Origin of the sequence: Variovorax sp. 160MFSha2.1 (assembly GCF_048305075.1) — a bacterium.
Taxonomy (GTDB): Bacteria; Pseudomonadota; Gammaproteobacteria; order Burkholderiales; family Burkholderiaceae_C; genus Variovorax; species Variovorax guangxiensis.
This window is the reverse complement of the sequence record NZ_CP157624.1, coordinates 1595467-1620542: the sequence shown is the minus strand read 5'-3', so window position 1 is coordinate 1620542 and position 25076 is coordinate 1595467. Positions and strand designations below refer to the sequence as shown.

Below are 25076 nucleotides of genomic sequence, written 5' to 3'. Positions count from 1 at the left end.
GTCGTCTTCCCAGTCCTCCATGTTCGACCTCACCGGCAAAGTCGCGCTCGTCACGGGCGGCAACGGAGGCATCGGCCTCGGCATGGCGCAGGGGCTGGCCAGGGCCGGCGCCCGCGTCATCGTCGCGGCGCGCAACGCGCAGAAGTCGGCCGCAGCAGTCGAGGCATTGAGGGCGCTGGGCAGCGACAGCTTCGCGCTCGAGGCCGACGTGAGCGATGAGGCCTCGGTGAGCAAGCTCTTCGACGACGCCGCCGCGCGCTGCGGCCGGCTCGACATCCTGGTCAACAACGCCGGCACCACGGTGCGCAAGCCGGTCGACCAGCTCGCGCTGGACGAGTGGCACAAGGTGATGGACACCAACCTCACCAGTGCCTTCCTGTGCAGCCGCGCCGCGCATCCGCACCTGAAGGCCGCGGGCGGCGGCAAGATCATCAACATCGGCTCGATGATGTCGATCTTCGGCGCGCCCTACGCCCCGGCCTATGCGGCGAGCAAGGCGGGCATCGTGCAGCTCACCAAGTCGACGGCGCTCTCCTGGGCGGCGGACAACATCCAGGTCAACGCGATCCTGCCGGGCTGGTTCGAGACCGAGCTGACCGACGGCGCACGCAGCCAGATCCCGGGACTGTACGAGCGCGTCAAGGTCCGCGCCGCCGCCGGCCGCTGGGGCCAGCCGGTCGACATCGCCGGCACCGCAGTGTTCCTGGCGAGCGCCGCGTCGGACTACGTGACGGGAACCGCAATTCCCGTTGACGGCGGCTTCTCCATTTCGGGCTGAAGCCCGCGGGCCGTGTAAATTCGCCGGCCATGCTCTTCTGGATCCAGATCTTCCTCTTCGTCGCCGGCACGGCCGCGCTCCTGTACGTGTCGCGCGGCCCGCTGAGCCAGCCGGGCTCGCACGGCTTCTACCGCTTCTTCGCGTGGGAATGCATGCTGGTGCTGATCGTGCTGAACCTGCCCGTGTGGCATGACGATCCGTTCTCGGCCAGGCAGATCATCTCCTCGCTCTTCTTCGTGCTGTCGATCTGGCTGCCGATCCACGCGGTGCGGCTGCTCAAGGCGCAGGGCAAGCCCAGCGACGCGCGCAACGACGATCCGGCCCTGTACGGCTTCGAGAAGACATCGGCCATCGTCAGCAGCGGCGCCTTCCGCTACATCCGCCACCCCATGTACACCGCACTGATGCTGCTGGCCTGGGGCGCCTTCCTCAAGCAGTTCACCTGGCTCACGCTGGCACTGGTGCTCGCGGCCACGTTGCTGCTGTTCATGACCGCCCTGCGCGACGAGCAGGAATGCATCGCGCACTTCGGCGACGACTACCGCGCGTACATGCGCGGCACGCGGCGCTTCATACCGTTCGTGTTCTAGGACCTGCCGCCCCGCTGTAGAGGGCGCAAGGCCTTCCGCTGTGCCAAGGAGAAAGCGCCCCGTCAGGGGCGCTTTTCACGTGGCCTCGATGCTCAGCAAGCTTTGCCGTGGGCAGCGTGCGCGCCCTTGGCCTTCGCATCGGCTTCCGACATGTACGAGCCGCGCTTGGTCTTGCCGAAGTACTTGTCGTTGGCGCAGTGATAGACCTTGCCGTTGACCCATACCTGGCCGGCGGCGGGTACCGCCGCGGGAGCGCCGGCGGAAGGTGCTGCGGCGGGCTTGGTCGCTGCCGGGGCAGGCGCGGCGGCAGCGGGCGATGTGGCTGCAGGGGCGGTCGTCGCGGGAGCGGATGGCTGTTGAGCAAAGGCGGAGACGGCAAGGAAGGAACTGGCCGCCAGCAGGAAAAGGGTCTTCTTCAAAATCGCTCCTTGTGGATCGCACGAAAGCACGTGCATGCAGCGACCAACGCCCGCGCCGCAACGCAGTTGACGAATGTTCACCCGGATGTGTGACGAGCCGTACGGCGCGAGACCTATTTCACGGCCGCATGAAAGAGATGAGGCTTCGCGGCCTCCGCGAGGCCAACGCTGTCGGCCGGAGTGAGCGTGCATGAGTTGTTCCCTTCGGATCGAGCGCCGACGCGGCAGACCGCGGACGTTGCCGATCCGGATCAGAAACATCGCAAAGGGAAGAACATGAAAATCACAATGACCTCGCTCGCCATCGTCGCGGCGCTCCTCGCGGGCTGCGCATCCGAGCAAGCAACCCATACGGCCGTCGGCACCGGTGCCGGCGCGGCGGTAGGCGCGGGTGTGGGAAACCTCATCGGTCGCGACAGGAAGAGCACAGCCATCGGCGCGGCAGTCGGCGCCGCCGTTGGCGCAGGTGTCGGCTACAACTGGACCACCATCCGCAACAAGCTCAGCAGCCAGACCGCCGACACCGGCACGCAGATCATCGATCAGCCCGACGGCTCGCTGAAGCTCAACATCCCCAGCCAGGTGACCTTCGACACCGACAGCGCCACCATCAAGCCATCTTTCCGCAATGTCCTCGACGGCGTGGCCCAGACGATCGCGCAGGAGCCCAGCATCAACGCACGCGTCGTCGGCCACACGGACAGCACCGGCAATGCCGAGCACAACATGGCGCTGTCGCAGCGCCGCGCGCAGAGCGTGGGTGCCTACCTGGTCGACCATGGCGTGAAGAGCGCGCGCCTCACGACCGAAGGACGAGGCCAGACCCAGCCCGTGACGAGCAACGCCACCGAGGACGGGCGCACGCAGAACCGCCGCGTCGAGATCTACCTGAAGCCCGTCTCGCAGTAGGCGAGACAGTACGCCCCGGCCGCTGCCTGCCGGAGGCGGCCCTGCCCGGGCAGGGCCGCCGACACAGGGTCGACGGCCCCTCACCCCAGGAACCCTTCACACGCGCGTCATCTTCAACCTTGCGGGATGCTGACCCGCACGATCAGGTTCGGTTCACACGAGCCTCCTAGCATTCGCGCATGCTGCTGCTCGCGCGCGTTCGCCGTTTCGTCGAGGCACACCACAAGGCGTGGTGCGTCGCGGGCATGCTGCTGATTTTTCTGCAGCCCTTCATCGCGGCCCACTTCCGCTGCGACGGGCTGGAAGACGAGCCGATGCTGCGCGTGCGCAGCGCCAGCGACACCACCCAATTCGAGGCCGACGACCGCGCGGACCATCCGTCCGACCGCGAGACCACGCTGTTCGCCCAGGCCGCTGCGAGCATCGACCACCCCGATGCCTTCGACCTCGCGCTGGGCATGCTGATGGCGATGGTGCTCGCGATGCTGCCGCTGGCACTGGCCGCCGCGCGGCTCGCCGTTCCCATCGCGCGCGAAGCGCCCGAACACGTGCCGCCGCACGGCGGCGCGCCACCTCCGGCGCAACCCTGGCGTCGACTGCCGCCTACCGTCGCACCACCTTCCGTCACTTGAGACACGGCGCCTCGCGCGTCGGGTGGTCCGCTGCGCCTCGCAGCGGGCTTTCTCTTCCCTGTCGAAAGGTCCGACCATGTCAAGTTTCTCCTGCTGCGCCCGTGGCGCCGCGTGGCTTCGTTCGCCCGCCGTTTTCCAGTTCCCGACCACGCCCATGAAGGTGGCGTCATGAACGCACTGAACATCACGCTTTTCCAGTGGCTCACCGCCGGCAGCCAGCCCACGCCGTGGGTGCTGTCCTTCGCATCCGCCTTTGCGCTCTGGGGCAGCTGGCTGTGCGCGGGCGTGCTCGTCTTCGCGCTGTGGCGGCATCGCGCCGAACGCGCCTATCTGTTCATCGTCGCGGCCTTCTCCGGCCTCGCATCGATGGCTTCCCACGCGATCGCGCTGGCGCTGAACACGCCCCGCCCGTTCGTCCTCGGGCTTGCTCCTGCCTACATCGAGCACGCCGGCCGCGGCTCGCTGCCCAGCACGCACGCGACCGTGATGTTCATGGTGGCGCTGGCCTTCCTGCTGCGCCCCGGCCTGCGCAGGCTGGGCGTGCCGCTGCTGGCGCTGGCGGCGGTCACGGGCTGGGCGCGCGTCTACGTGGGCGTGCATTTCCCGATCGACATCGTCGCCGGCATGCTGCTCGGGGGCGCCATCGCCGGCCTGCTCGCGCTCGCGCAGTTGCTGGTGCACCGCTTCGTTTCTTTTCCGGCGTCGCCCGTTGGCCGCACTCGCGACGACACGCCAGCGGCCGCTTCTTTCTGGAGGCATCCATGATTTCATCGACCGACAACAGCCGGCACTCGCGCGCCCCGATCCGGCTGCAACAGGCCGACGATGCTCCCGCGACGCGCGCGGCCGTCGCGTTCGCGCCGCCGGATGAAGCGCGCAGCATCTCCTGCGTCATCCCCTGCTTCAACGAGGGGCCGAACCTGCGGCGCCTGCTGCCGCTGCTGGAGGACATCCTCTGGGCCACGCGCCTGCGCTGGGAGATCATCGTGGTGGACGACGGCAGCACCGACGACACCGTGGCCGTTGCCGAGGCATGGTGCGAGCTCTCGGGCTTTCGCTGCATCTCGCTGTCGCGCAACTTCGGCAAGGAAGCCGCGCTCACCGCGGGCCTCGCCGCCGCCACGGGCGACGCGGTGGTGCTGCTCGACGGCGACCTGCAGCATTCGCCGGAGCTCATCCACACCATGATCGCGCAGTGGGTGGCCGGCGCCGAGGTGGTGTACGCGGTGCGCGAGCAGCGCAGCGACGAAAGCCGCTTCAAGCAGCTCGGCAGCAGGCTCTTCTACAGCCTGGTCAACGCGTCCGACCGCTTCGCCGTGCCCAGGGACGCGGGCGACTTCCGCCTGATGGACCGCAAGGTGGTCGACGCGCTCATGAGCCTGCCCGAGCGCAGCCGCTTCATGAAGGGCCTGTATGCCTGGGTGGGCTTCCGCGCCGTGGCGCTGCCCTACACGCCCGCGCCGCGCGCGGAAGGCGCCAGCAGCTTCAACACTCGGCGGCTGGTGGGGCTGGCCATCGACGGGCTGACCGCCTTCACCACCTGGCCGCTGCGGGTGGTCAGCGTGGTGGGGCTGATGCTGGCGGTGCCGGCCTTCGCCTACGGCGCCTTCGTGGCGGTCGACTACCTGCTGTTCGGCAACTCGGTCTCGGGCTGGACCACCATCGTCGCGAGCCTGATGTTCTTCATCGGCATCCAGATGATCTCCACCGGCATCGTGGGCGAGTACATCTCGCGCATCTACGAGGAGGTGAAGGGAAGGCCGCTCTACGTGGTGCGCCGCGAGCGCGGCACGGGGCTGGAGACCGGGCGGACATGAAACGGGCCGCTCCCGCATGGTGGACCTCCCCCCGACCGCTATGGATCATCGTCGCCCTCTTCGCCTGGCTGCTGGCCACCGCATGGATGCGCCCGCTGATGGCGCCCGACGAGGGCCGCTACGGCGGCGTCGCGCTCGCCATGCTTCGCTCGGGCGACTGGCTGGTGCCTCGGCTCGACGGGCTGCCCTTCTTCCACAAGCCGCCGCTCTTCTACTGGATAGGCGCGGCGGCCATGTCGGTCACCGGTCCGGTGGAATGGGCCGCGCGGCTGCCGTCCGTCCTGGGCGGCATAGTGGCCGCGGCGGCGCTCTTCCTCTTCCTGCGACGCTGGTCGACGGCGCGGCTGGCGCTGCTGTCCACGGTGGTGCTGGCGACCACGCCCTTCTTCTTCCTCGGCGCGCAGTTCGCCAACCTCGACATGCTGGTGGCGGGCTGCATCTCGGCCACGGTGCTGCTGGCGGCCGGCGCGGCGCTGGCCCGGGAGCGCGAGGAACCGTGGCGAGCGCTGCTGGCCGGCGCCTGGCTGTTCGCCGCGGCCGGCCTGCTGGCCAAGGGGCTGATCGGACTGGTGCTGCCCGCGATGGTGATCTTCATCTGGTGCGCAACGACGCGCAGGCTCGCGTCGTTGCGGCTCGCGCTGTGGCTGCCCGGCTGGGCCGTGCTGCTGGCCGTGGCCGGGCCGTGGTTCGTCGCGATGCAGCTGCGGTATCCGGAGTTCTTCGACTACTTCGTCGTCACCCAGCACTTCCGGCGCTTCGCGTCCTCGGGCTTCAACAACGAGCACGGCTTCTGGTTCTATCTTCCGGTGCTGGCGGGCCTGACGCTGCCGTGGTTCGCATGGGTGTTCGTCCCTCGCGGGTCGAACGAGGGAGCGAGCGACGACGCGGCACGCCCCCGGCAGCCGGACATCGACCGGCTGATGTGGATCTGGCTCGCGGTGATCGTGGTGTTCTTCTCGCTGCCGCGCTCCAAGCTGGTGGGCTACGTGCTGCCGGCACTGCCGCCGCTGGCGTACCTGATCGCACAGCGGGTGCTGGCGAGCCGCTCGCTCGAAGCCCTGCTGCCGAAGGTTCGCGCGATGACGCTGGCGGCGGCAACGGTGTGCATCGGCTGCGTGGTCGCGGTCATGGTGTACTCGTCGCCGCCAGGTACGCGCCTGCGCCTGCCGGCTGGGCAAGCGGTGGCACCGGGTGAACAGGTGCTGATGCTCGACGGCTACCACTACGAGATTCCCTTCTACTGGAACCTGCGCGAGCCGGTGCTGGTGGCGGACGACTGGAAGGCGGCGGCCGAGGACACGCGCGACAACTGGCGCAAGGAGATCTTCGACGCCAGCCGCTTCGATCCGGCGCGCGCGGCGCGCACGCTGGTCGACCGAACCGAGCTCGCGGACGTGCTGTGCGTGCCGCACGCCACCTGGGTCGTCGGCTCGAACACGGCGCATCTCGCGAACCCCTGGCTGCACCATGCGCAGCTGGTGGCGGTGAACGACGGGCTGGCGGCCTGGCGCTTCCCGGGCAGCGCCACCGGCGACCCGCACTGCCTGGATACCGCCCCATTCCCCGCCGCAGTCCCAGCTCCCGCCCCGCACTCGGGCGCCAACGGCAATGGCTGAATCGCCCCGCTGCCTCTGCATCTGCGCCGACGACTTCGGCATGAGCGCGGGCATCAACTCGGCCGTGCTCGACCTCGCCGAGAAGGGCAAGATCTCCGCCGCCAGCGGCATGGTGCGCCGCGAGGCCTGGCTGGCCGGAGCCAGGCTGCTGCGGCGCCTGGAGCCAGCGGAGTTCGACACCGGCCTGCACCTGGACCTCACGCGGCCCGCGCATGCCGGCGGCCCCGAGCCGGGGCTGGGCGGCCTGCTCGCGCGCACGTACACGCGCACCATCTTCGCGCCCGGCCTGCAGGCCGACATCCGCGACCAGCTCACCCGCTTCGAGGACGCCATGGGCCGTGCCCCCGCCTTCGTGGACGGGCACCGGCACGTGCACCAGTTCCCGGTGGTGCGCGAGCTGCTGGTGGAAGAGATCGCGCGGCGCTATCCCTCCTCGCCGCCCTGGGTCCGCAACACGGCGCCGGGCTGGCGCCATGGGCCCGACAGCCTGAAGGCCCGCGTCATCCACACGCTGGGCGGCGCGCGGCTCGCCGCACTGGCCGCCCGGCGCGGCATTCCCACCAGCAGCCGGCTGCTGGGCGTCTACGACTTCTCGGGCGACATGGAACGCCACCAGCAGCGTTTGTCCGAATGGCTTTCGGCCTGCCGCACCGGCGACGTGCTCATGTGCCACCCGGCCGCCGGCATCATGCCCGGCGACCCGCATGGCGGCGCGCGGCTGCACGAATACACGGCGCTGCGCGCGCTGGCGCTCGGGGTCGGCCAATACAGCGGGATCGCGCTCGCGCCACTCTCACGGTGCCTGAAACGCGGCTGAACATGCCGCTCGCGTAACATGCGCGCCGTCTCCCTGCCCCGCTTCCGCCCATGCCCTCCCCGAAAAGCGCCGCCTTCCCCTCGGTGGCGCAAGCCGTCCTCCTGTTCGTGGCGCTGTTCCTTTGCGAACTCGTCATCGGCGCCGCGCTGCGCGACGCCAACGGGTGGCTGCGCCTGACCAGCATGCAGATCGGCGTGCTCGCGGCCGTGCTGGGCAATGGCTGCGTGTTCGCGGCGGTGATGCACTCGCAGGGCCTCGGCTACCGCAGCCTGTTCCACCAGTCGCGCGCCTCCGCCGGGGCAATGCTGATGCTCGTGGTGCCGCCGGTGCTGCTGCTGGTGCCCGCGCTGCTGCTGACGCTCACCTCGGCGCTCAACATCATGATGCGCATCGCGCCGCCTTCCGCGTGGGAAGAAGCGATGTTCAGCCGCATGGCCGACGGCAGTGTGGCGGCCGTGCTCGCGGTGTGCGTGGTGGCACCACTGCTGGAGGAAATGCTTTTCCGCGGCATCGTGCTGCGCGGCTTCCTCACGCGCTATCCGCGATGGCAGGCGATCTTCATCTCGGCGCTCCTCTTCGGCGCGGCGCACATGAACATCTACCAATTCATCGTCGGCCTCGTCATCGGCACCGTGCTCGGCTGGCTCTATGAACGCACGCGCTCGCTCATTCCGTGCATCGCGCTGCATGCCGCCTACAACACCACCACGCTTCTGCTGGGCGACTGGCTCGATGCGGCCTCGCCCTCGCGGCTGCTGTGGGCCGTGCTGATGGCGCTGGCGGCGGCCGTGTGCGGCGTGCTCGTGCTGCGCGTGATGCTGGTGCCGCGCGCGGCGCGCGACGGCTCCTCGGCCTGAGCTTCTTTGCTCTTTCCCTAGCGGGGCGGCCGCTGCAGCGGCCGCGCATCTACCGCTTCGCCGTCGATGATGAAGTGCCCGCCCGCCACATGGTGCAGCGTGCGCAATTCGTCGTGCCCCTCGAAATGCCAGCGCCCGTTGGAAAACACGCGCTCGTCGGCCTGCGCGGCGATCACCTCGCCGAGGAACAGGTCGTAGCGCTGCTGGATGGCCGGTTCGGGCAGCAGCCTGCATTCGAGCCAGGCGGCGCAGCCTTCGAGCAGCGGCGCGTCGGTGGCCGTGCCCGCGAAGGTCGAGAGGCCGTAGGCGGCGAACTTGTCATGACCCGACTTCTCGACGATCTCGCGGCCGGAGCTGTTGCCCAGCGTCTCGGTCAGGTCGAGCTGGGCGCGCACCGGCACCTGCAGCGCGAAAGCGCCGGCGCCTTCGAGCAGCTCCCGCGTCCAGGTGCTCTTGTCGAGCACCACTGCCACCTTGGGCGGATCGAAGTCCAGCGGCATGGCCCACGCTGCCGCCATGATGTTGCGCTTGCCGCCATGCGCGGCGCTCACGAGCACGGTGGGGCCGTGGTTCAGCAGGCGATAAGCCTTGTTCAGCGCGACGGGCTGGCGGTGGTTGGCGATCATGGTGGTCGGTGCAGGTCAGGTTCCGGGATCGTCCACCGGCACCCGGCGGACGATGACCGTGCGGATGCGCTGCGCATCAACCTCGGTCACCACGAAATCGTACCCGTCGTGCGTCCAGCGGGCATCGCGCGGGGGCAGTCCGCCGAAGCGCGCCAGCAGCAAGCCAGCGACCGAGGTGTAGCTGTCGTCGTCGCCCACGAGGCCGTGGGTCTGCAGCGCCTGCTCCAGCAGGTGCAAGTCGGCGCTGCCGGAGACGGTCCATGCATCGGGTGCGGTCTGCATGATTTCCAGCGTCTCGTCCTCGTCGGGGAACTCGCCGGCGATGGCCTCCAGCACGTCGATGGGCGTCACCACGCCGGTGAGCGTGCCGTGCTCGTCGGCCACCAGCGCGAGCTGCCCGCGCGCGCCGCGCAATGTGTCGATGAGGCGGATGGCCGTGGTCGACTCGGGCACGTAGATGGGCGCGCGCAGGCCGGCGCCCTCGTCGATCCTGCCGTGGCGCATCAGCTGGCCCAGCAGATCCTTGGCGCGCGCCACGCCCACCACGTCGTCGAGCGAGCCCCGGCACACGGGGAAGATGCCGTGCGGCGTGTCCAGCAACTGCTCGCGCACCGCGACCGGGTCGTCGTTGAGATCGACCCACGAGATGTCGGTGCGCGGCGTCATCACCGAGCGCACGGTGCGGTCGGCCAGCGAGAGCACGCCGCTCACCATGTTGCGCTCCTCGACTGCGAAGGCGGGCTCTTCCTGCGCTTCGGGCGTTGCGTCGGAGGGGCTCGCGCCGGCTGGTACCGGCTCGCCGCGCGCCCTGCCGCCCAGCAGCCGCAGCACCGACTCGGCCGTTCGCTCGCGCAGCGGTCTGCGGGCTTCGTGCTTCAGCGCGTTGCGCCGCGCCCACTGGTTCAGCGCCTCGATCATCACGGAGAAGCCGATGGCGCCGTAGAGGTAGCCCTTGGGAATGTGGAAGCCCAGGCCCTCGGCCACGAGGCTCAGGCCGATCATCAGCAGGAAGCTCAGGCACAGCATCACCACCGTCGGATGCGCGTTCACGAAACGTGTGAGCGGCTTCGAGGCCCACAGCATGATGCCGATGGAGATCACGACCGCGGCCATCATCACCGGCAGGTGGTCGACCATGCCCACGGCGGTGATCACCGAGTCGAGCGAGAACACTGCGTCGAGCATCACGATCTGCGTGACCACCAGCGTGAAGCCCGCATAGGCCACCGGGCCGCTGGCCGTGTGCTCCGGAACGCCTTCGAGCCGCTCGTGCAGCTCGGACGTGGCCTTGAACAGCAGGAACAGGCCGCCGCCGAGCAGGATCAGGTCGCGGCCGGAGAAATCCTGGCCCCACAGGGAGAACAGCGGCGTGGTCAGCGTCACCAGCCACGAGACGATGGACAGCAGCCCCAGCCGCATGAACAGCGCGAGGCTCAGGCCGATGAGCCTTGCCTTGTCGCGCTGGCGCGGCGGGAGCTTCTCCGCGAGGATCGCGATGAAGACGAGGTTGTCGATGCCCAGCACGATCTCCAGGACGACCAGCGTCAGGAGACCGAGCCAGACGGCCGGGTCGGAGAGCAGTTCGATCATGATTGGAGAAAAGAGGCGCGCAAACGGCCGCGTCCCGGAGCGGCGCGGGCCATTCCGGCAACGGGTGACTGGGGAAACTGAAGACGCAAGGCGGCTGCGGAAGGATCGGTCGCAGCGCCGCGTTGCAGGTTGTTGCTGGCGCAGGCCAGCGGCCTACTGGGAGGCTCGCAGGAGGAGTTCACCCGCGCAGTTTAACGAAGGCCCCCTTCGCGACCCGGCCATTTCCGCTTGCATCGGTACGGTCAATACCGTAGGCTGACCCGGCGTCCGCGCGCAGCACCCGAGCCCAAGCGGGCCGCCGGGCCTGTTTGCAGGCGTGAAGGAGCCACGCATGCCAAGCCGATCGAACGGCCTCGCGGCCGAAATGGAAGCGGTGCGAACCCTGGCGCTCGTCGGCGCCTCCGCGTCCGGCAAGACCTCCATCGCGGAGGCCCTGCTGCACGAGGCGGGCGCCATCGGGGCACGCGGCAGCGTGGAGCGCGGCACCACCGTCAGCGACCACGACCCGCTCGAGAAGCGGATGCAGCATTCGCTCAATGCAACCCTGATGCACCTGGCGCACGACGGCACGCGCATCCACCTCATCGACACCCCCGGCGGCGCCGACTTCCTGGGCCAGAGCCTGCCCGCGCTGGAAGCGGTGGAAACCGCCGCCATCGTCGTCAATGCAAGCGCCGGCATCGAGCCGATGACGCTGCGCATGATGGACTACGCGGCATCGCGCCACCTCGCGCGCCTGATCGTCATCAACAGGATCGACGACCCCGGCGCCGACCTCGCCGGCCTGCTGGCGCAGATCCAGGCCACCTTCGGCCGCGAATGCCTGCCGCTGAACCTGCCGGCAGCCGGCGGCACGCGCGTGATCGACTGCTTCTACAACCGCGAAGGCGAGTCCGACATCGGTTCGGTCGATGCGGCGCACCGCGCGCTGGTCGAGCAGGTCGTCGAAGTCGATGCGGCCTTCGTCGAGCGCTACCTGAACGATGGCGACGTGGACGCCAGCGAGCTGCATGCGCCGCTCGAGCAGGCGCTGCGCGAAGGGCACCTGATTCCCGTGTGCTTCATCTCGGCACGCAGCGGCGCGGGCGCGGCCGAGCTGCTCGACATCATCGTCAAGCTTCTGCCCGACCCGAGCGAAGCCAATCCTCCGGACTTCCTGCTCGGCGAAGGCGCCGATGCAAAGCCGATGCAGGCCAGGCCCGATGCTTCGCTGCACATGCTGGCCCATGTGTTCAAGGTCACGAGCGACCCTTACGTCGGCAAGCTCGGCATCATGCGCGTGCACCAGGGCACCCTGGCGAGCGATAGCCAGCTCTACATCGGAGACGGCCGCAAGCCCTTCAAGGTGGGCCACCTGTTCATGCTCCAGGGCAAGGACCATGTGGAAGTGCCGCGCGCCGTGCCGGGCGACATCGTGGCGGTGGCGAAGGTGGAGGAGATCCAGTTCGACGCCGTGCTGCACGACGCGGCGGAAGACAGCCATGTGCATCTCGCGCCGCTGGAGTTTCCGATACCCGTGCACGGACTGGCCGTGGAGCCCAAGCGCCATGGCGACGAGCAGCGCGCATGGGAGATCCTCGGCAAGCTCGCGGCCGAAGACCCCTGCCTGCGCATCGAGCACGTGGTCGCGACCAACGAGACCGTTCTCTACGGACTCGGCGAACTGCATCTGCGCATGGTGCTGGACCGCCTGCGCGAGGTGTACCGCTTCGAGGTGCAGACCCGTCCGCCGCGCATCGCCTACCGCGAGACCGTGACCGCGCCGGCGGAGGGCCATCACCGCCACAAGAAGCAGACCGGCGGCGCGGGGCAGTTCGGCGAAGTCTTCCTGCGCATCGAGCCGCTCGCGCGCGGCGACGGCTTCGAGTTCGCCGATGAAGTCAGGGGCGGAGCGATTCCGGGCCAGTTCATTCCCGCCGTCGAGAAAGGCGTGCGCGAAGTGCTGGCATGCGGCGCCATCGCCGGCTACCCCGTGGTGGACGTGCGCGTGGTGGTGCACGACGGCAAGTACCACAGCGTGGACAGCAAGGACATCGCGTTTGCCACCGCCGGCCGCAAGGCCTTCATGGCGGCCATCCGCGAGGCCAGGCCGGTGGTGCTGGAGCCGATCGTGCAGATAGAGATCGTGGCGCCCGAGCATGCGGTGGGCGATGTCACGAGCGATCTGTCGTCACGGCGCGGGCTGGTGACCGGTACGTCGACCATCGGAGCCGGTGCCGCCGCGGTCCGGGGGCAGGTGCCGATGGCGGAGCTGGCGAGCTATCAGTCGCGGCTCAACGCGATGACCAGCGGACAGGGGCGGTACACGATCGCGCTGTCGCACTACGAGGCCGTGCCGCCGAATGTGCAGCAGGTCTTGATGGCGCAGTACCGGGGGCGGGAAGAAGACCAGTGAGGGGTCAGTGAGGCCGCGCTGCGTGGCCATTTCGCGCCCTGTCGAGCCGCCGCCCTCGATTGGCGTCGAGCGCACAATGAGAATGCCACGCCATCTTTCCTTCCCGACACCACGCGCGACGATGCCCATGCCCGATACCTCTCGCCCTCGCGCCGGTGAAGACACCGACGAAAGACGCCTGATCGCGTTGCCCTTCTCCGTCGCCCAGCCGGATATCGCCGTGCCCGTCGGACATGCAATCGTGCGTCTCTCACGAGTTCAGCTGGAGCAGCTTGCGCAGGCCGCGTCCATTCAGTGGAGCACCGAAGAGGAGCGCATGGCGCGCATCGATGGCCAACGCGCCCAGGCGCTGCTGGAATCGGCATCGGGCGGCGACGCCGCCCCGGCCCCGCTCGACCCCGACGCCCACCATCTGCTGTCCCGCTTCATCGAGCAAGGCCTGGCCTCCATCTTCTGCGGCACCACGCCCCAGCCGCAGCCCCACGTCACGGTCCGCTACCTCGCAAGCAGGGCCGGCCCCCTCGCAGGCCGGGGCGACATCCTCTTCCACCTGCCCGACGACCCGACGCCATTCCTCGCGGTGAACTGGTGGGTCGCGTGAACGCGCGGTAGCGCGGGTGCATCCGGGGCCGGGGTGGCCATCGCCTACAGCCCGCTCATGCGCCTGCCGACACGGCTCCATCAGGGCCGAACCTATGTTGGAGGCTGATCGAGAGGGCAGACAGCATGAGCGAAGTCGCCGAGCTTTTCGCGCGCGAGTTTCCTGTATGGCACATGGTGGTGCGCGGAACTGTCGTGTACTGGTTCCTGCTTCTCGTGTTCCGCTTCGTGCTGCGGCGCGACATCGGCTCGATGGGCGTGGCCGACCTGCTCTTCGTGGTGCTGGTCGCCGATGCGTCGAGCAACGCGATGCAGGGCGAATACAAGTCCATCGACGACGGGCTCGTGCTGCTCGCGACGCTCGTCGCCTGGAACTTCGCGCTGGACTGGCTGAGCTTTCACTTCGAGCCCGTGGCGCGTTTCCTGGAGCCGCGCCCCGAGGTCCTCATCCGCAACGGCCGCCTGAACCGGCGGGCGCTCAGGCGCGAAATGATCAGGACCGACGAACTGCTCGGCAAGCTGCGCGAGCAAGGCGTGGCGGATTTCTCGGAGGTGCGCGTCGCGCGGCTGGAGAGCGACGGAACGCTCAGCGTATTCAAGAAAGAGAAGAAGCAGGCTTGCGACGACAGCCATCAGGCACCCAAGCCCTCCAAGCCTCCGGTGCAATAGCGGCTGCGGTGATGACGACGGCGATGCAGTTCATCGACTGGCTCTTCGGCGAAGGCTCCGAACTCGCTGCGTGGCAGATGGCCGCGCGGGCGCTGGTCGTCTTCTTCCTCGCACTGGCGATGATCCGCGCCTCGGGCCGGCGGTCGTTCGGGCAGCAGAGTCCCTTCGACACCTGCATCACGGTGCTGCTGGGTGCGGTGCTGAGCCGCGCGGTGGTCGGTGCCTCGCCCTTTTGGAGCACCATGGCGGCCGGCGCGGCGCTGGTCGTCACGCACCGGCTGGTCGCGCTCGCGAGCATGCGGTGGCAGGGTTTCGAGGACCTGATCAACGGCCACAAGATCACGCTGGTGCGCGACGGCCGGATGGACGAGAACGCGATGCGCCACGCGCTGGTGTCGCGCAAGGACCTCGACGAGGCCCTGCGCCAGCAGGCCGGCGGCGTGCCTCTGCACGAAGTCGAACGCGCGGTGCTCGAGCGCGACGGCAAGCTGAGCATCGTCAAGCGACGGTCCTGAGCCGCAGCCCATGCCGCTCACGTAAGAAACCACCGACCCGCAGCGGCGGCGATTGCTTCGCTCGCGTGCGCAGCCGCTGCGAACACTGGTGCGCAGGATGACCCCTCTTCATCCCCAATTCATCGCAGGCAAGGAGACCGCAATGAGCAGCAGCACCAGCAGCAACCCCCGCGTCACCGGCACCGGAGATGGCACCCGCCCCACCACCAGCGGCGGCGTGGACAACATCGGCGGCGCGGAGTCCTTCACCGCGCGCAAGACCAAGGCCGGCGAAGACGTCGCGGGCCCCGCGCCGCGCGAACGCATGCAGGACAGCAAAAAGGACGTGGAAGGCACGAAGCACGACGACTCCGCGCCTTTCGGCCTGACCGAGGATCTCACGCCCGAGACCAATCGCGACCCCGGCAAGAGCTGAGCGAGCGGCCTTTCCGGTTTGGACACATGGCCACAGTTCGCCGCCTCAGCGCCAGTTCGTCGCCGCCGCGCGGCGCGCTGGCGGTCGAGGCGGCCAATGGCGGGACCGCCCTTCTCATCGTCGACATGATCAGCTGCTGGGACTTTCCCGACGCCGACAGGCTGCTGCCCGCCGCCGTGGCGGTCGCGCCTGCCATCGCAGCCCTGAAGCGGCGGTGCAAGGCGCGGGACGTGCCGGTGATCTACGCCAACGACAACCGCGGGCGCTGGCGCTCCGACTTCAGCGCGCTGGTCGATCTGTCGATGGCCGGCGGCGGCCCCGGCGCAGCCGTCACTGCCGGCCTCGCGCCGGACCATGACGACTACTTCGTGCTCAAGCCGCAGCAATCCGCCTTCGTCGCCACGCCACTCGAACAGCTGCTGGGCGTGCTGAAGGCCCGCCGCCTCGTCGTGACCGGCGTGGCCAGCGACCAGTGCGTGCTGAGCACGGCCTCCGACGCGCGCATGCGCGGCTTCGAGGTGGTGCTTCCCAAGGACTGCACGGCCACGCAGACGGCCAGGCGCCACGCGATGCTGCTGGAGCAGTGCGACACGGTCTTCGGCATCGCGACCACCTCCGGCTCGCGCATCCGCCTGCCCGCCGGGCGAGCGCGCAAGCGTTGAGCCCGTTGTTTCAACCCGTTTTGGAGAAAGCCATGACACACCCCATGCAATCCGGCCCGAAGCCACCCTTCGACACACCCCGCCAGGCCCCGCCCGGCCTCGAATCGCGGATGGATCCGCCGCCAGACTTCGGCGAGTCTTCGTACGTCGGCTCCGGCAAGCTCGTCGGGAAGGCGGCGCTCATCACCGGCGGAGACAGTGGCATCGGCCGCGCCGTCGCCCTGGCCTTCGCGCGCGAGGGCGCGGACGTGCTGATCTCCTATCTTGCGGAGGAAGAGCCCGACGCCCGTCGCACCGCCGAACTCATCGAGAAGGAGGGCCGCACCTGCGTTGCCGTGCCCGGCGACATCCGCGAGGAGCCCCATTGCAAGAAGCTGGTGGACACCGCCATGGAGCGCTTCGGCAAGCTCGACGTGCTGGTGAACAACGCGGCCTTCCAGATGGCGCACAAGGACCTGGCCGAGATCACGGCCGAAGAGCTGGACCGCACCTTCCGCACCAACGTCTACGCCAACTTCTTCCTCTGCAAGGCAGCGGCCGCCTGCATGAAGCCGGGCAGCGCCATCATCAGCACCGCATCGGTCAACGCCGACAAGCCCAACGCCACGCTGGTGGCCTACGCGGCGACCAAGGGGGCGATCCAGAACATGTCCGGCGGCATGGCGCAGCTGCTGGCCGAGAAGGGCATCCGCGTGAACTGCGTGGCGCCCGGCCCGTTCTGGACGCCGCTGATCCCGTCGACCCTCCCGCCCGACAAGGTGAAGAACTTCGGCATGCAGACACCGATGAAGCGGCCCGGCCAGCCGGCGGAGCTGCAGGCGGTGTACGTGCTGCTCGCCTCCGACCAGGCGAGCTACATCTCGGGAGCCACGGTGGCGGTGACCGGGGGCGTGCCCTTCATCTGAGTGGCGGGGCCGGCTGGCGCGCGCCGCCATCGCTGCCCGGCAGCACCTGCAGTTTCTGCCGCCTGCCCGGCAGCCAGGTGCCGATGCGCGACACCCAGCGCAGCACGTGGAAGACGATGAAGCTGCCCAGCGGCGGCCATCGGTTCCATGCGGACAGCTTCTCGCGCTGCACGATCTCGCATTCGGTCTCCAGCGCCGCCAGGTGCCTGGCCACCTGTGAATTGAACGCGCGGCTCACGATGACCACGTTGGCCTCCATGTTGAGCGTGAGGCTCAGGGGATCGAGGTTGCTCGAGCCCACGGTGCTCCATGCGTCGTCCACGATGGCTACCTTGCCGTGCAGCGGGCGTGCGCAGTATTCATGCACCTCCACGCCCGCGCCCAGCAGGTGGCCGTAAAGCAGCTGGGTCGCGAAGCGCACCGATTTCATGTCGGGCATGCCCTGCAGGAACAGCTTCACCTCCACGCCACGCGCGGCGGCCCGGCACAGGTCGCGGAACAGGCGATAGCCCGGAAAGAAATAGGCATTGGCGATGACGATGCGGGCGCGCGCGGTGCGGATGGCCTGGCGGTAGATCTTCTCGATGCTGTCGGGCGAGGCCTTGTTGTCCCTTCGCGCGAACAGCACCGCGGCCTTGCCGGCGGCCGGCGGCGGTGCCTCGATATCCTGGGGAACGCGGGTGTCGCCCGCGGTGTGCTGCATGAAGCTGCGTATGCGCCCGACGATGGGCCCGCGCAGTTCCACCGCGTAGTCCTGCTTGGCCAGCTCGCCGAAGTCCAGCAATTGGTCGGCGCAGAAATTGATGCCGCCCACGAAGGCCACTGTGTCGTCGACCACCACGAGCTTGCGGTGCATGCGCCGCAGCAGGTTGAGCTGCTGGCCGAAGAGCGACCGCCCCGGATCGAACACGTGCACTTCCACACCCGCCTGCGTCAGCCGCGCGAGAAAGCGCCCCGACAGCCGGGGCGAGCCGAATCCGTCAATGGTGAGCACCGTGCGCACGCCGCGGTCTGCACACTCGCGCAGCGCGTCGCTCAGCGCGCGGCCGACCTTGTCCTCCTCGAGGATGAAGGTTTCGAGCAGCACCCACTGGCGAGCCTGCGCGATGGCATCGAAGACGCGCGGGAAGAATTCGTCGCCATTCTCCAGCAGGCGCGCCGCGTTACCGTGGGTCCAGTCCTCGCGCGTCACTTGCCGAGGCCTTGCTGACTGTTCGTGCCGGTGGCTCAGCCGTGGCGCTTGAAGTACTGCACTTCGCGCTCGTGCTGCTGCGCCGCCTCGCGCGAATCGAAGGTGCCGAGGTTGCGCCGCTTGCCGGTCTTCGGGTCGACCTTGCGGGCGTAGAGGCGGTACTGGCCGGATGCGAGCTTGCGGATCATGGGAGCGTCCTTTCGCCGAAGCACCTGACCTCGCGGGCACCGCGCCCGCGACCCGGATCGGTGCGCCGTCGATGCACGCTAGCGCGCCCACCGGGCCTCTCTGTCAGGCCATGCACTACGTGGGGGTGGGATTTCGCTGGCGATGCCGGCTTTCGAACACCGGTGTTGCAGCTTGTTGCGCGCAGAGAAAAGCGCCGCCAAGGGCGTACGACGCTCTCCTACGCGAAGCGGGCGAGCCGCGGTCCATCTTGCGGCTTCACCTTCTTTTCTTCTTTGTGTTCCCTTTTCATCAACCCACCATGGAGCCCACGATGTCAACGACCCGCCGTGCAACCCCCGACGCCTGCAGCCTCCTCGATACCGACCACAAGAACGTGAAGAAGCTCTTCACGGCGTACGACGAACTCGCCCACTCCCGCTCCCAGAGCGCACCCGGGAAGAAGCGCGATCTGGCGATGCAGATCTGCATGGAGCTGCAGGTGCACACGCAGATCGAGGAAGAAATCTTCTACCCCGCCCTGCGCGAAGCCATCAGCGAGACCGACCTGCTCGACGAGGCCGAGGTTGAGCACGCCAGCGCCAAGGAGCTGATCGCGCAGATCCAGGACGCCACCGAGATCGACGAGAAGTTCGACGCCAAGGTGAAGGTGCTCGGCGAGTACATCGACCACCACGTGAAGGAAGAGCGCAACGAGATCTTCGTGAAGGCGCGCGCGACGCGCGGGCTCGACCTCGTCGCCATGCGCGAGCAGCTTGCGCAGCGCAAGGAAGAGCTGATGGCCGAGATGGAGGTGATGGCCTGACCGGGGCCGGGCCCGCTCAGGACCACGCGGCAGCGAGCGTCGCCACGGCGGCCACCAGCATCACGCCGGTGGCCGCCCATCCCACGATCTTCAGGCGGCGCGCAATCACCAGTTCGCCCATCACCGCGCGGCTCGACGCGGCCAGCATCACGCCGATCATGATCGGCACCGAGGCCAGCGCGTTGATGATGGCGGCATAGACCAGCGCAGTCATCGGGCTGATGCCCGAGAGGCCGATGGCCAGCCCGATCAGCATCGCAGCCGCAAGGATGGCGTAGAACGCCGGGGCCTTGCCCGGCGCATGGTCCAGGCCCTTGCGAACGCCCAGCAGGCTCGCCAGCGCATACGCGGCCGAGCCGGCGAGCACGGGCAACGCAAGCAGCCCGGTTCCCACGATGCCCATGCCGAACAGGACGAAAGCCGCCTCGCCCGCCACCGGCTTGAGCGCCTGCGCTGCTTGCGCAGTCGTCTCGATGGAAGTCTGGCCGTGCGCATGCAGGGTGGCCGCCGTCGCGATGATCATGAAGAAGGCGATGGCATTGGAGAAGCCCATGCCCACCCAGGTGTCGATCTTCAGGCGGCGCAGTTGGCCCGGCGCCTGCGCGGGCGCGTGCCGCAGGGCCTGGTCCTGCGGCACGCGCTTGATCTCCTCCACCTCCTGCGAGGCCTGCCAGAAGAACAGGTAAGGGCTGATGGTGGTGCCGAGGATCGCGACCCAGGTGGTGATGAAATCCTTGTTCCACTGCAGGTGCGGCAGCAGAGCGCCCTTGGCTGCGGCCGCCCAGTCGACGTGGGCGGCGAAGGCCACCGCCACGTACGAGAGCAACGAGAGCGTGAGCCACTTCAGCACCCGCACGTAGCGTTCGTAGGGCAGCCAGATCTGCAGCGCCAGCGACACCACGCCGAAGCCGATTGCATAGGCTGCCTTGGAGCCCCCCGCCACCAGCGCGGAAACATCGGCCATCGCGTTCAGGTCGGCACCCAGGTTGATCACGTTGGCAACCACCAGCGAACCCACCAGCAGCCACACCACCCAGCGCGGCCACAGCCGCAGGAAGGCCTCCGTCAGCCCATGGCCGCTGACCCGGCCGATACGCGCGCTGGCGAGTTGTATGCCGACCATCAGCGGATAGGTCAGCAGCAGCGTCCAGCCCATGTCGTAGCCGAACTTCGAGCCGGCCTGGGAGTAGGTGGCGATGCCGCTGGGGTCGTCGTCGGCCGCGCCCGTGATGAGGCCGGGGCCAAGCTTGGAGAGCCAGCCCTTGCGCCCGGGTGGCTCCGCCTGCCCCCGCTCTCCTCCCGCGTCCGGTCCCGCCGCTTCCATCTGAGTCATCGCGTGCTCCTTGCCGGGTGCTCTGGCTGCCGGCCCGGTCAATCTGGACGAGGCACCGGTGCCGGGGTGTCGGACAAGAGCATCTCGCGTTGCCAGCGTTCGGGTGTCTTCGCGACAGGGGCCTCAGTGGATGTCCGACACATGGCGCCTCATGAAGTCCTAGCGTTTCCCTTGAACGTGCGGATGTCTGCGCTCCTGCATTCATCCGCGCCGTCGCAGGAAAGGAAAGATGCCATGAGCGAACTATCGAGAAGACAGCAGGCGAGGGACGACCGGCGCGACAACCAGCGCGTGTTCGTGTTCAGCGTGACAGTGGCCATCCTCGTGATGCTCGGCGCGCTGATCTACTTCTACGCCGTGGACAAGCGCGGCGAAGGCCCCTCGCGTGAAACAGCTCCGCCGCCGGCCGCGCAGGTGCAGGGTGGCGCGCAGACCGCTCCCACCACGGCGCCGACGGCTCCGCAGCAGCAGAAGTAGGCAGACAGGCAGGCAGGCTGCTCAGGTGGGAAGCGTCGTCTGCTCTTCATCGTCGAGTTGCGCCTGCTCTATCCAGGCGATGCAGCGGCACTTCAGGATGCCGATGCCGGTCTCGACCGAGATGCCGGGCCGCGTCAGCACCAGCTTGCACCGGTGTTCGCCCCGGAACGCGATGTCCCCCACCGCGGCGAAGTTGCCGTCATCGGCCTTCAGCAGATAAATGGTGCAGGTCCATGGCCCTGCCCGGCCGTCGTAGACGAAAGTTTCTCCATCCATGGCACACCCCGGTACTCAGTACAGGCGTACCACCAGGATCGATGGGTTGGCGCGAGCAACAAGTGAACCCACCATACGCGCATTGCCTGGCGCGCCAAGCTTTATTCCGGCGGGAGGGTTTCTTGACGGGTGTCCGGTTTCGGCGCGATTTCGGAGCCCGAGGGGCCCGGGGGGTTACACGTGGAATGCGGCCAAACCACCCACGGCAAGCCCCGCCACCGCCACCCCGAACATCGCCCGCTCCAGCCATTTGTTCTTCGTCAGCAGTGCAATGGCAGCCAGCGCAATAGAAACCTGCAGCACGGTAGTCGCCTGAGCCCACCGATGATGCTGATGCATCTGCTCATCCGACTTCGCATCCCACTTGCTTGCTTCCGCCTCCAGTTTCTTCGCCTCGGTCTGGATGTCGGTCTTCTCCTGCTCGTAGCGCGCCACCTTGGCCTGCCAGCCCTGCTTGCGCGCTTCGTCGGCCGCGGTATCGCGGGCGAACTCGGCGAGGGCCTGCTTGGTGCTCTTCGACTGGAAGTAATTCCACTGGTTGGAGGCTTCGGTCTTCTTGATGGCGGCGTTGTTCTTGTAGATGCCCGCGTTGGCCTGCGTGGCGCCGCCCATGTACGCGAAGATGGCGCCGAAGGTGGCGATGACGGCGGTGCACATCGCGATCTTGCTCGTCGTGCTCATGCCGCCGTGTTCGCCGGCCGATTCCGCCTCTGGGTGATGGCCGTGGCTGCCGCCGTGGACGCCCGATGCGGCGTGTTCGAGTTCGTGGTCGTGCGGGCCGTGCACGTGAAAGCCGTGTCCTGACATGGGAGCCTTGTTGTAGAGAAATATGGTTTTCGAGCGCGCGGGAGTATGCCCGCTGGATGAGTCAGCTTCCGGTCTGCCAGCCATTGCCAGCATGGGGCGACAACAGCACACTTGCCTGCCCATGGCCGCCGAACCTCCGCCGACTCCGACAGCCAACGCCCGCCGCCCCGGCTTCGCCGACATCGTGGCGGGTATTTCCATTGCCGGCCTGCTGCTTCCGGAGGCGGTGGCCTATTCGGGCATCGCGGGGCTGCCGCCGCAGGCCGGAGTGGTCGCCCTCTTCGCGGGGCTGGTGGTCTACGGCCTCTTCGGCAGCAGCCGCTTCGCGATCGTTTCCGCCACCTCCTCTTCGGCCGCGGTGCTGTTCGCTGCCACCACCTCGGTGACGGGCGTGGACACCGCCACGCGGCTGGCGATGGGCATGGGTATCGTGCTGCTGGCCGGCGTGTTCTTCGTGATCGCGGGCCTCGCCCGGCTGGGCGCGGTGTCGAGCCTGATCGCCAAGCCCGTGCTGCGAGGCTTCGCGCTGGGGCTGGCGCTCACCATCGTGGTCAAACAGCTGCCCAAGGTGCTCGACGTGCATCCGGCGCACAGCGATTTCTTCAGGCTCCTCGCAGGGCTGGTGGCCGAATGGCGGCACTGGAACATCGCGGGGGCGGCCATGGCGCTGGTGGCGCTGGTGCTGCTGCGCGGCCTCGCACGCTGGCGTGCGGTGCCGGCGGCGCTGCTGGTGATCGTGGCGGGCATCGTGCTCGACGTGCAGGGCTTCTGCCATGCATGGGGCGTGGCGGCGGTGGGGCCGATCTCGCTCGACTTCTCGCATCCGGCGGTGCCGCAGCTCGATCGAGCGCAGTGGCAGAACCTCGGCGGGCTGGCCTTCGCGATGGCGCTGATCCTCTATGCCGAGTCATACGGCTCCATCCGCACCTTCGCCATGCGACACGGCGACAACGTGTCGGCCAATCGCGACCTGCTCGCGCTGGGCGGCGCGAACCTGCTGTCGGCGCTGTTCCAGGGCATGCCGGTGGGGGCGGGCTACTCGGCCACATCGGCCAACGAATCCGCAGGTGCCAGGAGCCGCGCGGCCGGCATCGTGGCGGGGCTGGTGGTGCTGGTGGCGGTGCTCACGCTGCTGCCCTGGATCGCGCACACGCCCGAGCCGCTGCTGGCGGCCATCGTGATCCACGCGGTGAGCCACACGCTGAACCCGGCTGCGCTGCGGCCCTACTTCCAGTGGCGGCGCGACCGGCTGGTGGCGCTGGTGGCGGTCGCGGCCGTGCTGGTGCTGGGCGTGCTCAACGGGCTGCTGGCGGCCATCGGCGTGAGCATCCTGCTGCTCTTGCGCGGCTTCACGCGCACCACGGTGAGCTGGCTCGGACGGCTGGGCCAGAGCCACGACTTCGTCGACATCGCGCGCCACCCCGAGGCGGTGGTGCCCCCGGGCGTGCTGATCGCGCGGCCCGAGGTGCCGCTCTTCTTCGGCAATGCGGACGCGGTGTTCGCGTCGATACGCGCGCGCATCGACGCCAAGCAGGGCCTGCAGCGCACGGTGCTGAGCCTGGAGGAGTCGCCCGACCTCGACGCGACCAGCATCGAGGCGCTGTGCGACTTCGCCGCCTACGTGCGCGTGCGCGGCGTGCGCCTGTCGCTGGCGCGCGTGAAGGACGACGTGCGCGACCTGCTGGCCAAGGTGAATTCGCCCGATCTGCACGCCGAGGTGTATGCGCCGTGGAGCGTGGACGATGCAGTGCCGCAAGAAAACCGGACGCCACGGCCTTCTTGATCACTTGCCGCCGGAGGCAGCGTGCCTGACCAGGTGGATTTCAGTTCCTTGGGACTGGTTTGGGCTCGCGGCTTTCCCGCAGAGCCTTGAGCCGTAGTTCCGCCTGACCTGGTGGAATCTGACCTTCTGCCTCCAGTCGCTTGAGGCGCCGTTCATCTGCCCGATTCAGAGCATCTTTGAGCAGTGCCATCTTGCGATCGTTGCAGGGTTCGCAGTCGTAGTAGCTTCCGGGGTCAGTCGTGGGCCCAAGCGCCTCGTCCAACTCAGCGGTACTGATTCTCCCCGTGGGCTCGATGCCGATAGCGAGGATTTTTCCGTTCTTGAAGGTAACGAGCGCGCTGCCCTCGCATCCGGTTTCCTGCGCCTGCGGCACGAGATACGACTTCTTTGAAACCCTCCGCATATGACGTAGCGCGTAGAACACATCTTCGACGGTCAAGACAACATCCTGACAATCCAGAAAATCCTTGTTCTCCCACGCTGTTTTCCCCGACGGGTTGTCGATCTTGATCGACTTTACGAAGGCTGCCGGATAGCGCTTGTCTGCCGCGTGAACCGGCAGGGCCATAGCGACGGTAGCCAGCGCTACCGCAAGAACGATGACTTTTCTCATGGCGTTGGAACCACCAAATTCCAATTCGCACCTTGTGCCTCTGTCGTATTTTTTCTGCTGGCCTCTGGATGTCGGAATATCTCGCCCGGGGCGATCTGCATGGAGTCCTCGAGCGCCTTGACAAGCCAAGAAAGTGCCTGATTCTGGGCAGTGGTCGGTGTGTCGTATACACCGTACCTTCCTCTCAATTCATCCATGGAGAGCTTGTTGTTTCGTGGTGCCTGGAACCCAGCTGGCAGCCTGGCCCTGCCCACCATCTCGATGCCGATGGCTTCCATGTTGCCTGGATACCGGTCGCCAGGTGCCCTGCGCATCTCGATGCGATGCATCGGGTCCACCGCGTTTACTCCCGCAGGGTAGTCTCGCGGAGAGCACTTCCCGGTGATCAGACACCTCGCCTTCAGTGGCCCGACATGGTTCGTGCGCTGATAGATCGCGGCGGTCTGATAAATAGTTCCATCAGTGTCGACAAGAAAGTGCGCGCCATTGGCCTTTGGGCGTCTGTAGCTGTTCAGCGAGGACGCTGAAGTTTCCGCATCGGTCTGGTGCACAACGATGCCTGTGATCGTGCTTGTACGTCTACCGCGTTCGATCGCAGGACTGCGCGCATTGCGGACTTTCGCGTGAATGATCATTCCATCCGTGTCAATTTGAATTGCCATACGGCCTCCCGGAAATTAATTTCTCGTTGTTGATGCGGGTGCCCCGAAACATGCAGGTTCATCAACCTGCAGGCTTGCTCCGATGCGCCCGCCCGGGATGATATCGGTCCGAATATTTGATTTGCAGCGG

The 25076-nt window shown here is 67.9% G+C and carries 28 protein-coding genes and 1 pseudogene; 19 read left to right on the top strand and 10 right to left on the bottom strand.

Translation table 11 applies throughout. The features are described 5' to 3' along the window. Positions 1-19 precede the first annotated feature (19 nt). Together ABL838_RS06970 and ABL838_RS06965 are read left to right on the top strand one after the other, a co-directional pair. On the top strand, positions 20-778 hold the full coding sequence (locus ABL838_RS06970; RefSeq protein ID WP_418124820.1) for an SDR family NAD(P)-dependent oxidoreductase: 759 nt from the start codon (positions 20-22) through the stop codon (positions 776-778). Positions 779-807: 29 nt separating this feature from the next. Further along, positions 808-1368, top strand: coding sequence for a methyltransferase family protein (locus tag ABL838_RS06965; protein ID WP_418124819.1), 561 nt, complete (start codon positions 808-810; stop codon positions 1366-1368). Between the two features lie 92 nt (positions 1369-1460). Here the strand turns inward: ABL838_RS06965 and ABL838_RS06960 are convergent. Next, a pseudogene (locus tag ABL838_RS06960) lies at positions 1461-1718 on the bottom strand (hypothetical protein); the annotation flags it as partial. A 345-nt stretch (positions 1719-2063) separates the two neighbouring features. Here ABL838_RS06960 and ABL838_RS06955 point away from each other — a divergent pair. The 7 genes from ABL838_RS06955 to ABL838_RS06925 all read left to right on the top strand — a co-directional run bounded on the left by ABL838_RS06955 (position 2064) and on the right by ABL838_RS06925 (position 8435). Continuing rightward, a complete protein-coding gene (locus ABL838_RS06955) occupies positions 2064-2696 on the top strand; it encodes an OmpA family protein (RefSeq protein ID WP_418124817.1) in 633 nt (210 codons plus the stop codon). Positions 2697-2875: 179 nt separating this feature from the next. Beyond that, positions 2876-3328 carry a hypothetical protein gene (locus tag ABL838_RS06950; RefSeq protein ID WP_184635231.1) on the top strand — a complete coding sequence of 151 codons (453 nt, stop codon included), beginning with the start codon at positions 2876-2878 and terminating at the stop codon, positions 3326-3328. A 168-nt stretch (positions 3329-3496) separates the two neighbouring features. Then, complete coding sequence (locus ABL838_RS06945) at positions 3497-4093, top strand: phosphatase PAP2 family protein (RefSeq protein ID WP_126023072.1); 597 nt, start codon at positions 3497-3499, stop codon at positions 4091-4093. Next, the gene (locus tag ABL838_RS06940; RefSeq protein ID WP_418124815.1) at positions 4090-5145 is read left to right on the top strand and encodes a glycosyltransferase family 2 protein; all 1056 of its coding nucleotides are present in this window, start codon (positions 4090-4092) and stop codon (positions 5143-5145) included. Before ABL838_RS06945 ends, ABL838_RS06940 begins: the two co-directional genes overlap by 4 nt. Then, a complete protein-coding gene (locus ABL838_RS06935; protein WP_418124814.1) occupies positions 5142-6761 on the top strand; it encodes an ArnT family glycosyltransferase in 1620 nt (539 codons plus the stop codon). Before ABL838_RS06940 ends, ABL838_RS06935 begins: the two co-directional genes overlap by 4 nt. After that, positions 6754-7578: a ChbG/HpnK family deacetylase gene (locus tag ABL838_RS06930; RefSeq protein ID WP_418124812.1), complete on the top strand. Its 825-nt coding sequence runs from the start codon at positions 6754-6756 to the stop codon at positions 7576-7578. Before ABL838_RS06935 ends, ABL838_RS06930 begins: the two co-directional genes overlap by 8 nt. Positions 7579-7628: 50 nt before the next feature. Further along, positions 7629-8435: a lysostaphin resistance A-like protein gene (locus ABL838_RS06925; protein WP_418124811.1), complete on the top strand. Its 807-nt coding sequence runs from the start codon at positions 7629-7631 to the stop codon at positions 8433-8435. Between the two features lie 17 nt (positions 8436-8452). Here ABL838_RS06925 and ABL838_RS06920 read toward each other — a convergent pair whose 3' ends face one another. Beyond that, positions 8453-9061 (bottom strand): flavin reductase family protein, encoded by a 609-nt coding sequence (locus tag ABL838_RS06920; RefSeq protein WP_369659391.1) that lies wholly within the window; start codon positions 9059-9061, stop codon positions 8453-8455. A 15-nt stretch (positions 9062-9076) separates the two neighbouring features. After that, positions 9077-10648 (bottom strand): TerC family protein, encoded by a 1572-nt coding sequence (locus tag ABL838_RS06915; protein ID WP_418125841.1) that lies wholly within the window; start codon positions 10646-10648, stop codon positions 9077-9079. Positions 10649-10982: 334 nt separating this feature from the next. Here ABL838_RS06915 and fusA point away from each other — a divergent pair, with 334 nt between their 5' ends. The 7 genes from fusA (at position 10983) to ABL838_RS06880 (ending at position 16812) form a co-directional block, all read left to right on the top strand. Next, positions 10983-13046 (top strand): elongation factor G, encoded by a 2064-nt coding sequence (gene fusA / locus ABL838_RS06910; RefSeq protein ID WP_418124810.1) that lies wholly within the window; start codon positions 10983-10985, stop codon positions 13044-13046. A gap of 127 nt (positions 13047-13173) precedes the next feature. Beyond that, on the top strand, positions 13174-13647 hold the full coding sequence (locus ABL838_RS06905) for a hypothetical protein (RefSeq protein WP_418124809.1): 474 nt from the start codon (positions 13174-13176) through the stop codon (positions 13645-13647). A 125-nt stretch (positions 13648-13772) separates the two neighbouring features. Beyond that, on the top strand, positions 13773-14315 hold the full coding sequence (locus ABL838_RS06900; RefSeq protein ID WP_184635217.1) for a DUF421 domain-containing protein: 543 nt from the start codon (positions 13773-13775) through the stop codon (positions 14313-14315). A gap of 11 nt (positions 14316-14326) precedes the next feature. After that, positions 14327-14830: a DUF421 domain-containing protein gene (locus ABL838_RS06895; RefSeq protein WP_184635215.1), complete on the top strand. Its 504-nt coding sequence runs from the start codon at positions 14327-14329 to the stop codon at positions 14828-14830. A gap of 142 nt (positions 14831-14972) precedes the next feature. After that, positions 14973-15245 carry a hypothetical protein gene (locus ABL838_RS06890; protein WP_221297374.1) on the top strand — a complete coding sequence of 91 codons (273 nt, stop codon included), beginning with the start codon at positions 14973-14975 and terminating at the stop codon, positions 15243-15245. Between the two features lie 26 nt (positions 15246-15271). Further along, positions 15272-15907, top strand: coding sequence for an isochorismatase family cysteine hydrolase (locus tag ABL838_RS06885; RefSeq protein ID WP_418124807.1), 636 nt, complete (start codon positions 15272-15274; stop codon positions 15905-15907). Between the two features lie 32 nt (positions 15908-15939). Continuing rightward, on the top strand, positions 15940-16812 hold the full coding sequence (locus ABL838_RS06880; RefSeq protein ID WP_184635211.1) for an SDR family oxidoreductase: 873 nt from the start codon (positions 15940-15942) through the stop codon (positions 16810-16812). On the opposite strand, the gene clsB is transcribed toward ABL838_RS06880, so the two are convergent. Together clsB and ABL838_RS06870 are read right to left on the bottom strand one after the other, a co-directional pair. Then, positions 16805-18004: a cardiolipin synthase ClsB gene (gene clsB / locus ABL838_RS06875; RefSeq protein WP_418124805.1), complete on the bottom strand. Its 1200-nt coding sequence runs from the start codon at positions 18002-18004 to the stop codon at positions 16805-16807. The genes ABL838_RS06880 and clsB overlap by 8 nt on opposite strands. 35 nt (positions 18005-18039) lie before the next feature. Further along, entirely contained in the window at positions 18040-18192 is a 153-nt protein-coding gene (locus ABL838_RS06870; RefSeq protein ID WP_184635207.1) for a hypothetical protein, read from the bottom strand. 311 nt (positions 18193-18503) lie between these two features. Between ABL838_RS06870 and ABL838_RS06865 the strand changes: the two genes are divergently transcribed. Beyond that, positions 18504-18995 (top strand): hemerythrin domain-containing protein, encoded by a 492-nt coding sequence (locus ABL838_RS06865; RefSeq protein ID WP_369659399.1) that lies wholly within the window; start codon positions 18504-18506, stop codon positions 18993-18995. 16 nt (positions 18996-19011) lie between these two features. Here ABL838_RS06865 and ABL838_RS06860 read toward each other — a convergent pair whose 3' ends face one another. Then, a complete protein-coding gene (locus ABL838_RS06860; RefSeq protein WP_418124803.1) occupies positions 19012-20328 on the bottom strand; it encodes an Nramp family divalent metal transporter in 1317 nt (438 codons plus the stop codon). Between the two features lie 234 nt (positions 20329-20562). Here ABL838_RS06860 and ABL838_RS06855 point away from each other — a divergent pair, with 234 nt between their 5' ends. Continuing rightward, complete coding sequence (locus ABL838_RS06855; protein WP_184635203.1) at positions 20563-20805, top strand: hypothetical protein; 243 nt, start codon at positions 20563-20565, stop codon at positions 20803-20805. 21 nt (positions 20806-20826) lie between these two features. On the opposite strand, the gene ABL838_RS06850 is transcribed toward ABL838_RS06855, so the two are convergent. Together ABL838_RS06850 and ABL838_RS06845 are read right to left on the bottom strand one after the other, a co-directional pair. Then, positions 20827-21081 (bottom strand): hypothetical protein, encoded by a 255-nt coding sequence (locus tag ABL838_RS06850; protein ID WP_418124802.1) that lies wholly within the window; start codon positions 21079-21081, stop codon positions 20827-20829. A 174-nt stretch (positions 21082-21255) separates the two neighbouring features. After that, entirely contained in the window at positions 21256-21888 is a 633-nt protein-coding gene (locus ABL838_RS06845) for a DUF4337 domain-containing protein (RefSeq protein ID WP_418124801.1), read from the bottom strand. Between the two features lie 121 nt (positions 21889-22009). On the opposite strand from ABL838_RS06845, the gene ABL838_RS06840 reads away from it, so the two are divergent. Then, the gene (locus ABL838_RS06840; protein ID WP_418124800.1) at positions 22010-23671 is read left to right on the top strand and encodes a SulP family inorganic anion transporter; all 1662 of its coding nucleotides are present in this window, start codon (positions 22010-22012) and stop codon (positions 23669-23671) included. Positions 23672-23711: 40 nt separating this feature from the next. Here ABL838_RS06840 and ABL838_RS06835 read toward each other — a convergent pair whose 3' ends face one another. Beyond that, positions 23712-24284 (bottom strand): hypothetical protein, encoded by a 573-nt coding sequence (locus ABL838_RS06835; protein ID WP_418124798.1) that lies wholly within the window; start codon positions 24282-24284, stop codon positions 23712-23714. Beyond that, a complete protein-coding gene (locus ABL838_RS06830) occupies positions 24281-24946 on the bottom strand; it encodes an N-acetylmuramoyl-L-alanine amidase (RefSeq protein ID WP_126023061.1) in 666 nt (221 codons plus the stop codon). Before ABL838_RS06830 ends, ABL838_RS06835 begins: the two co-directional genes overlap by 4 nt. Positions 24947-25076 lie beyond the last annotated feature (130 nt).

Excerpts from the sequence above, each read along its gene's own strand:
- ABL838_RS06970 (WP_418124820.1), top strand. The coding sequence starts at position 20 with ATGTTCGACCTCACCGGCAAAGTCGCGCTCGTCACGGGCGGCAACGGA.
- ABL838_RS06965 (WP_418124819.1), top strand. The coding sequence starts at position 808 with ATGCTCTTCTGGATCCAGATCTTCCTCTTCGTCGCCGGCACGGCCGCG.
- ABL838_RS06955 (WP_418124817.1), top strand. The coding sequence starts at position 2,064 with ATGAAAATCACAATGACCTCGCTCGCCATCGTCGCGGCGCTCCTCGCG.
- ABL838_RS06950 (WP_184635231.1), top strand. The coding sequence starts at position 2,876 with ATGCTGCTGCTCGCGCGCGTTCGCCGTTTCGTCGAGGCACACCACAAG.
- ABL838_RS06945 (WP_126023072.1), top strand. The coding sequence starts at position 3,497 with ATGAACGCACTGAACATCACGCTTTTCCAGTGGCTCACCGCCGGCAGC.
- ABL838_RS06940 (WP_418124815.1), top strand. The coding sequence starts at position 4,090 with ATGATTTCATCGACCGACAACAGCCGGCACTCGCGCGCCCCGATCCGG.
- ABL838_RS06935 (WP_418124814.1), top strand. The coding sequence starts at position 5,142 with ATGAAACGGGCCGCTCCCGCATGGTGGACCTCCCCCCGACCGCTATGG.
- ABL838_RS06930 (WP_418124812.1), top strand. The coding sequence starts at position 6,754 with ATGGCTGAATCGCCCCGCTGCCTCTGCATCTGCGCCGACGACTTCGGC.
- ABL838_RS06925 (WP_418124811.1), top strand. The coding sequence starts at position 7,629 with ATGCCCTCCCCGAAAAGCGCCGCCTTCCCCTCGGTGGCGCAAGCCGTC.
- ABL838_RS06920 (WP_369659391.1), bottom strand. The coding sequence starts at position 9,061 with ATGATCGCCAACCACCGCCAGCCCGTCGCGCTGAACAAGGCTTATCGC.
- fusA (WP_418124810.1), top strand. The coding sequence starts at position 10,983 with ATGCCAAGCCGATCGAACGGCCTCGCGGCCGAAATGGAAGCGGTGCGA.
- ABL838_RS06905 (WP_418124809.1), top strand. The coding sequence starts at position 13,174 with ATGCCCGATACCTCTCGCCCTCGCGCCGGTGAAGACACCGACGAAAGA.
- ABL838_RS06900 (WP_184635217.1), top strand. The coding sequence starts at position 13,773 with ATGAGCGAAGTCGCCGAGCTTTTCGCGCGCGAGTTTCCTGTATGGCAC.
- ABL838_RS06895 (WP_184635215.1), top strand. The coding sequence starts at position 14,327 with ATGACGACGGCGATGCAGTTCATCGACTGGCTCTTCGGCGAAGGCTCC.
- ABL838_RS06890 (WP_221297374.1), top strand. The coding sequence starts at position 14,973 with ATGAGCAGCAGCACCAGCAGCAACCCCCGCGTCACCGGCACCGGAGAT.
- ABL838_RS06885 (WP_418124807.1), top strand. The coding sequence starts at position 15,272 with ATGGCCACAGTTCGCCGCCTCAGCGCCAGTTCGTCGCCGCCGCGCGGC.
- ABL838_RS06880 (WP_184635211.1), top strand. The coding sequence starts at position 15,940 with ATGACACACCCCATGCAATCCGGCCCGAAGCCACCCTTCGACACACCC.
- ABL838_RS06870 (WP_184635207.1), bottom strand. The coding sequence starts at position 18,192 with ATGATCCGCAAGCTCGCATCCGGCCAGTACCGCCTCTACGCCCGCAAG.
- ABL838_RS06865 (WP_369659399.1), top strand. The coding sequence starts at position 18,504 with ATGTCAACGACCCGCCGTGCAACCCCCGACGCCTGCAGCCTCCTCGAT.
- ABL838_RS06860 (WP_418124803.1), bottom strand. The coding sequence starts at position 20,328 with ATGACTCAGATGGAAGCGGCGGGACCGGACGCGGGAGGAGAGCGGGGG.
- ABL838_RS06855 (WP_184635203.1), top strand. The coding sequence starts at position 20,563 with ATGAGCGAACTATCGAGAAGACAGCAGGCGAGGGACGACCGGCGCGAC.
- ABL838_RS06850 (WP_418124802.1), bottom strand. The coding sequence starts at position 21,081 with ATGGATGGAGAAACTTTCGTCTACGACGGCCGGGCAGGGCCATGGACC.
- ABL838_RS06845 (WP_418124801.1), bottom strand. The coding sequence starts at position 21,888 with ATGTCAGGACACGGCTTTCACGTGCACGGCCCGCACGACCACGAACTC.
- ABL838_RS06840 (WP_418124800.1), top strand. The coding sequence starts at position 22,010 with ATGGCCGCCGAACCTCCGCCGACTCCGACAGCCAACGCCCGCCGCCCC.
- ABL838_RS06835 (WP_418124798.1), bottom strand. The coding sequence starts at position 24,284 with ATGAGAAAAGTCATCGTTCTTGCGGTAGCGCTGGCTACCGTCGCTATG.
- ABL838_RS06830 (WP_126023061.1), bottom strand. The coding sequence starts at position 24,946 with ATGGCAATTCAAATTGACACGGATGGAATGATCATTCACGCGAAAGTC.